Raw genomic sequence first — 6,544 nt, 5'->3', positions numbered from 1 at the left:
CAGCATACAGGACAAAGCGAGCGTTCGATTGATCCTCATGACGAGAAAACAGGGACGAGGCGCCGATGTTCCCGGTCAAATCCTCACGATTTGCGGAAACGGATCAGCGAGAAATGCCCCATCGGCGGCATCGGCCGGCGTTCCGCAAGGCTGACGCCGCCGTGTTTCGCGGCCCAATTGGTCAGCCGCTCCCACGGAAATTCCGGACGCCAGCCGAGCCGCCGCGCCAGCGGCGCAAAGGCGAGCTCGAAGATGCGGCGCGGGCCGCTCTCGGCGCCGATGTGATTGACCAGGATCAGCTCGCCGCCCGGCTTCAGCACGCGAATAAAATCGTCGAGCGTCGCCTCGGGATCGGGCACTGCGGTGATGACGTATTGCGCGACCACCGCGTCGAAGAACGAATCCGGGAATGCGAGGTTCTTGGCGTCCATCACCGCCAGCGTCTCGACGTTGCTGAGGCCCTGCGCCCGTACGCGCTTGAGCGCGCGCCGCAACATCGGCTCGGAAATATCGACGCCGTACAGTCTGGTGGTGCGCGAGTAATCCGACAGCGACAATCCGGTGCCGACGCCGACGTCGAGCACGCGTCCGCCGATCCGGTCGGCTTCCGCGATCGTCGATTGACGGCCCTGATCGAACACCTTGCCGAACACGAGATCGTAGATCGGCGCCCAGCGTCCATACGCCTTTTCGACCCCCTCGCGGTCGATGTCCCCAGCCATTCCCTGCCCCGACGTTACTTTTGCTTACGCATGATCGTTTCGGAAAACCGGTCCCCACTTTTCCGGATCATGCGCTATCCGCGAACCGCTTCGACAATCGGCGCCACCGCATCCTGCGTCGCAACGCGCGCAATGCGGCTCGCGCTCGCACTCCTGATGAAGCCGCCGCCGAGCACCCGCGCCTGCCCGGTCGGCGCGTCGTAGAACACGCAAGCCTGGCCGGGCGATACGCCCTCCTCGCCGGCGACGAGCTCGACCTCATAGCCGCCATCGACGGCGCGCAACCATGCCGGCTGCGGCGCGCGCGTCGAACGCACGCGGACATAAATCTCGATGCCCTCGCCGATCACGCGATCCAACGCGCCGTCGCCGATCCAGTTGACGTCGCGCAGCGCGATGCGATCCATCCGCAACGCCTCGCGCGGCCCGACCACGACCCGGCGCGTCGCCGCATCGAGCTTGACCACATAGAGCGGGTGGCCGGAGGCAATGCCGAGACCCTTGCGCTGGCCGACCGTGAAATGAACGATGCCCTGGTGCTGGCCGACGACATTGCCCGCGAGATCGACGATGTCGCCCGGCGCGATCGCATTCGGCTTCAGCCGTCCGATGATGTCGGTGTAGCGGCCGCTCGGCACGAAGCAGATGTCCTGACTGTCCTGCTTGTCGGCGACCTCGAGCTCGAAGCGCCGCGCCAGCTCGCGGGTCTGCGGCTTGGTCATGTCGCCGAGCGGGAAGCGCAGGAAGCCGAGCTGCTCGCGCGTGGTCGCAAACAGGAAATAGCTCTGGTCACGATCGGCATCCGCCGCGCAAACCAGCGAACGCGACCCGTCGGCCAACCGGCGCGAGGCGACATAGTGGCCGGTGGCGAGCGCCTGCGCGCCGAGCTCGCGCGCGGTTGCCAGCAGGTCGCGAAACTTGACCGAACGGTTGCACTCGATGCACGGCACCGGCGTCTCGCCGAGCGCGTAGCTGTCGGCGAAATTGTCGATCACCGACTGCTTGAAGCGGCTTTCGTAGTCGAGCACGTAGTGCGGGATGCCGATCCGCTCCGCGACGTTGCGCGCATCGTGGATGTCGCGGCCGGCGCAGCAGGCGCCCTTGCGATGGGTCGCGGCGCCATGGTCGTAAAGCTGCAGCGTGATCCCGACCACGTCATAGCCCTGCGACTTCAACAGCGCAGCCGTCACCGACGAGTCGACGCCGCCGGACATGGCAACGACGATCCGCGTGTCTTCAGGGCGGCCTTCAAGATCCAGACTGTTGAGCATCTCTAAGCGGTCATTGGTCACTGTCGCGGTAAGCTTAGGCGCTCCGCGACGAAATTGGAAAAAGCCTTTGTCCAGAGAGCCTTAGAACGCATCCAAGGCCGGGTCGATCGGCTCGGGACGCGTCGGAGGCCACTCTTAATATAGGCCGTATTCCGGGGAGGCAATCCGGCGGACGCCGGGCCTTGCCGCGCGCGGACGGCAAATCTTGCCGCCGGGCAAAAAAGAGACCCGTCGGGAACCCGTTTCGGGTCGCGAGAACCACCCGTAACAATTTGAAATATCTCACTATTTACTACGCGCCATGGTTGGCCCGCTCCTTGCTGACAATAGGCCGGAAGTCTCATTTGCGAGGATTGGCAGTGGTCAGCGTCACGTTGGAAGCATTGGCAGGCCGGTCTTTTCAGGGCGCGACGCGGTCGGCGCGGCCCGATCCCGCTTCGCAGGCGGGGAACGACGGCTTTTCCGCGCTGGTCGACAGCAGCACTGCGTCGACGAGCGACAACAGCCGGTACGACAGCCAGCCGGCGCCCTCGCACCGGTCCGACGATTCCTCCTCGACGACCGACGCACGCTCCCGCGATAACAGCACGGCCCCGGACCGAACGTCGCGGGATGACAACAAGGTCGATGACGACAGCGACGCCGGCGCGCTGCGCAAGACCAAGTCGAAATCGAAGTCGGACGACCAGAAGTCCAGCACCGATGCGCAGTCCACGGACGACAAGTCGGCCCCCACACAAGCTGCCCCGCAGGCGTCCGCATCCAATGCTGCAACGGCCAACGCCGTGATCGCTGTTCCCGTTGCGGCAGCTGCCGCGACCAACCCAACACCGGCAGCCACCGCGCCGTCCGACCAGCCCGCCGCACCGCTGGCGATCGCGGCTGCGGCAAGCTCGGCCATCGCCGGCACTGGTGCCGCTGCCGGCAGCGGCGCGCCTGCCGGCGCCGACACCGCAACGGCGGCGACCACCACGGCGAATGCCGACAAGATCGCCAAGGCGGCCGGCGTCAAGACCGAGGCGCAAGTCACCACCACAGACGCAGCAACGGTTTCGGGCGCAGCGACAGCGACCGGCGATGCGACACTCGCCGCCACGGTTGCCGCCGGAACGCCTGCCACAAAGACCACGACGCAAGCCAAGACACAGGTCGCCGCGAAGGATGCGGCTGCGGCGGCACCTGCCGGCCAGGATGGCGTAGCCCAGGGCAGCGACACCGCCGCGCAAGCCGCGCCGACGACCGTCGTGCCAGCGGTCGCGCAGGCGGCCGCTGTCGCCGGCAAGGCGAAGGCCGCCACGGACGGTGCAGCCGATGCCATCAAGGCCGATGCGAATGGCGACGGCAACGCCGCGCCGACGCCGACGGTCGGCGGCCACGCGGCTGCGCAGGCTCAGCTCACGACACCCGATCCGAGCGCGCAGGCGGCAACGACATTCCAGGCCCAATTGGCGACCCAGACGACGCCGTCTGCGACCGCGCAATTGACCGTGACCAACGCCGCGCAAAACGCCGCGGTGCCGCTCAGCGGACTTGCGATGCAGATCGCAGCCTCCGCCAAGAGCGGCAAGAGCCGCTTCGAGATTCGCCTCGACCCCGCCGAGCTAGGCCGCATCGACGTCCGCATCGACGTCGATCGCAACGGCCAGGTGACCTCGCATCTCACCGTCGAACGTCCGGAGACGCTGTCGATGCTGCGCCAGGACGCCAATCAGCTGCAGCGCGCGCTCGACAATGCCGGCCTCTCGACCGGCAATGGCGGATTGCAATTCAGCCTGCGCGACCAGTCGCAATCGGGCCAGAACAACAACGGCCAGTCCCATCCGAACGCCCATCGTTTGATCGTTGCCGAAGAGGACAGCGTTCCCGCAGCGGCGGCAGGCCGCTCCTACGGCCGCGCAACCGGCGCCCTCGGCGGCGTCGATATCAGAGTGTAAGGAGTTCACCATGGCAGTCGATGCAACCATGCCGACGCCCGTCGTCTCAGCACCGGGCACCAGCAGCGGAACGAGCTCCGGGAGCGGCAGCAGCGGCACCGGCATGACGACCTCGTCGCAGGGCATCGCCGACAATTTCCAGACCTTCCTGACGCTCTTGACCACACAGTTGCAGCACCAGAACCCGCTCGACCCGCTCGACACCAACCAGTTCACCCAGCAGCTCGTGCAGTTCGCCGGCGTTGAGCAGCAGCTGAAATCGAACGATCAGCTGAAGCAGTTGATCGCAATCGAGAAGAGCGCGCAGTCGACCCAGGCGCTGGTCTATGTCGGCAACACCGTGGCCGTCGACGGCAGCAAGACCCAGTTCAACAAGTCTGCGACCTGGAATCTGGTGTCTCCGCAAGCCACCAGCGCCACCATCACGATCACGAGCGCGACCGGCCAGACCGCCTATTCCGGCAATTTCAACCTGAAGCAGGGCAACGCCAGCTTCGTCTGGGACGGCAAGGGCAATGATGGCACGCAATGGCCGGCCGGCACCTACACGCTGACCGCCACCGGCAAGGATTCCAAGGGCAACGACCTCGCCATCTCGACCGAGATTCAGGGCGTCGTCGACTCCGTCGACCTCACCGCCTCCCCGCCGCTGCTCTCGATCGGCGGCCAGACCTACACCACCGACAAGATCAAGCGCGTGGTGCGCGGCGCGACCAGCGGCAGCAGCAGCTAAGTTACGCCGCCGGCTCGACAGATCGCACACCTTCGCCACCCGGATAGCCAAGCACAGGCCGCGCTCCCTCCAAGCGTCGTCCCTGCAAAAGCACAACAATGACGATTTGTGGTTGTGCCGGTGCGCGATTGGGTAACCGAGGGCGTTCCCGGACCGGGTCGTGCCAGGGCTCGTGTTTGCACGAGAGCGCCCGCCTCGCCCTGGGGGACCTTCCGAAATCGACATCGCCAGACACATCCAGAAATAAACTGCGACATGTAAGCTGGCTGTAAGCTAGCGGGCGCTATCTTCTGCTCCGCACTTTAACCCGAGATTCCACCTTGAACCTTCGCGGCAGCCGATGCCGCGCGCCATTACGACCGGCAAGAGCCCGCCAGTGAACCTGCACCGCCCTCCATCGCCCAAACCCGCCCAGAACTCTCCACAACATGCGGCGGCCACTCACCCGCAGCTCGCCGAGACGATGGCCGAGAACGCTCGCCTCAGGACCATCGCCATCACCGTCATGCTCGAGATCGCAGCGCTCCAGGAGCGGCTGCCGCCGGCCGTCGGCGAATAAGCACGCAGCCGGATCATTGGACGACTCGCAGCGGGATCGATGCGACCGATCATTGCCCTCCGCGCAACCGGCGCGGCCGGCACCAGCCTGCGCTACGCAACCGCTTGCTGCGCGCGCCATCGCATTGCGCACGTTTCGATCGAGGCGGCGCAGCTCAGTCAGCCTCCTTTCGGGCGAGCCGAACGCCGCGCGGAGAATCACCGAAGCGAGTTCGGAACAAGCGGTTGAAATGCGAAACATCCGAGAAGCCGACCGCCAGCGCGATATCGGAAATCCGCTGACGGCCGGCGTGAGACTCGGTCAGCAGCTTGAGCGCCCGCTGGAGACGCAACTCGTTCAATCGCTCGGTGAACGATGTTCCCGATGACGCCATCAGGCGCTGCAGATAGCGAGGCGAGATGCCCTGGCACCGTGCGACCGTCTGAACGCTGAGCCCCGGATCCTGAAAGTGGATGGTGATGTAGTCGAGTGCTGCGTCGTGACGTGCGGCCACGACGGCGCTCGCGCTGCTCTCACCCAAGGCAGGGCACTCGCCGAGTGCAAGCGCAACGAGATCATGGATGTGGGTCACGACCGTATGACGAAGCCTTGGAGCGGTCAGTGCTCTCGCCTTGAGGATCGACCTCAGATACACAGAGAACAGCCGGAATGCTTCCGTGCGGTGCCCGATCGGCCGCATGACCAGGCTTTCGAGGTTCGCTACACGCAGCTCGAGCGCCTCGCGCGGCACGGCCAGGCCGAACTGCAACCCATCGACATAAGTAACGCTGGCGGGCTCCGAATGCAGAATCGCAATTGCATCGCCGGCGCGAAGCTCAACGTCCCGGCCACGCTGCGATAACTGGCTTCTGCCCGGAGCGCAGAAGATGACGCCGACGGAATCATCGCCATCGGCGAGGTTCGCCTGCAGGCGCATGAAGCGCATCGACGTGCCCTTCAGCGCCAGCGTACGCAAGCCCTGGACTGACTGCAGGGACGCATCGGCCTGGAGCGGAATATCCGACAGAGGCTCGATATCGGCATGCACCACGCATCGCCCAAAGTGCTCGCGCCAGGCGGGGATTCGAATACGCTCCGGGAGATCGCGCGTCGAAAACCGATAAGATACAAAATTGGCTGCGTCCGTATGCATCGGGACCTCCAGCCTTCACAGAACATCAGAATGAAATGCTGCGGCACACCATATTAAATGTCTGCATTTTGCAATTCACGCACCGGTCTTCTCTCGATCCGTGCGCGCATGTCCAAGAAGTCATGCTATCGATCTGCTAGTCTCATCCACCTGTATCGATGCTGATGTGAACTGGTTCACGCGTCGGTCAGAT

The 6,544-nt window shown here is 65.0% G+C and carries 6 protein-coding genes; 3 read left to right on the top strand and 3 right to left on the bottom strand.

Going from position 1 to position 6,544, the window contains the following annotated elements; genetic code table 11:
* Positions 1 to 83: 83 nt before the first annotated feature.
* The gene (locus FNJ47_RS13250; RefSeq protein WP_163153658.1) at positions 84 to 722 is read right to left on the bottom strand and encodes a class I SAM-dependent methyltransferase; all 639 of its coding nucleotides are present in this window, start codon (positions 720 to 722) and stop codon (positions 84 to 86) included.
* 74 nt (positions 723 to 796) lie between these two features.
* Entirely contained in the window at positions 797 to 1,993 is a 1,197-nt protein-coding gene (mnmA, locus tag FNJ47_RS13245) for a tRNA 2-thiouridine(34) synthase MnmA (RefSeq protein ID WP_163153656.1), read from the bottom strand.
* A gap of 359 nt (positions 1,994 to 2,352) precedes the next feature.
* On the opposite strand from mnmA, the gene FNJ47_RS13240 reads away from it, so the two are divergent.
* The 3 genes from FNJ47_RS13240 (at position 2,353) to FNJ47_RS13230 (ending at position 5,219) form a co-directional block, all read left to right on the top strand.
* Positions 2,353 to 3,927, top strand: a complete 1,575-nt coding sequence (locus tag FNJ47_RS13240; RefSeq protein WP_347341662.1) for a flagellar hook-length control protein FliK — start codon at positions 2,353 to 2,355, stop codon at positions 3,925 to 3,927.
* 10 nt (positions 3,928 to 3,937) lie between these two features.
* Positions 3,938 to 4,660, top strand: coding sequence for a flagellar hook assembly protein FlgD (locus tag FNJ47_RS13235; RefSeq protein WP_163153654.1), 723 nt, complete (start codon positions 3,938 to 3,940; stop codon positions 4,658 to 4,660).
* Positions 4,661 to 5,000: 340 nt separating this feature from the next.
* A complete protein-coding gene (locus FNJ47_RS13230) occupies positions 5,001 to 5,219 on the top strand; it encodes a hypothetical protein (protein WP_163153652.1) in 219 nt (72 codons plus the stop codon).
* A 154-nt stretch (positions 5,220 to 5,373) separates the two neighbouring features.
* Here the strand turns inward: FNJ47_RS13230 and FNJ47_RS13225 are convergent, their stop codons facing one another.
* Positions 5,374 to 6,351, bottom strand: coding sequence for a helix-turn-helix transcriptional regulator (locus FNJ47_RS13225; RefSeq protein ID WP_163153650.1), 978 nt, complete (start codon positions 6,349 to 6,351; stop codon positions 5,374 to 5,376).
* Positions 6,352 to 6,544: the final 193 nt, after the last annotated feature.

The sequence above is a fragment of the Bradyrhizobium uaiense genome (assembly GCF_010811875.1).
Classification (GTDB): domain Bacteria; phylum Pseudomonadota; class Alphaproteobacteria; order Rhizobiales; family Xanthobacteraceae; genus Bradyrhizobium; species Bradyrhizobium uaiense.
This window is presented reverse-complemented; position numbering and strand designations above follow the sequence as displayed.

Coding starts and splice junctions, on each gene's coding strand:
- FNJ47_RS13230 (WP_163153652.1), top strand. CDS start 5,001: ATGCCGCGCGCCATTACGACCGGCAAGAGCCCGCCAGTGAACCTGCAC.
- FNJ47_RS13225 (WP_163153650.1), bottom strand. CDS start 6,351: ATGCATACGGACGCAGCCAATTTTGTATCTTATCGGTTTTCGACGCGC.
- mnmA (WP_163153656.1), bottom strand. CDS start 1,993: ATGCTCAACAGTCTGGATCTTGAAGGCCGCCCTGAAGACACGCGGATC.
- FNJ47_RS13235 (WP_163153654.1), top strand. CDS start 3,938: ATGGCAGTCGATGCAACCATGCCGACGCCCGTCGTCTCAGCACCGGGC.
- FNJ47_RS13250 (WP_163153658.1), bottom strand. CDS start 722: ATGGCTGGGGACATCGACCGCGAGGGGGTCGAAAAGGCGTATGGACGC.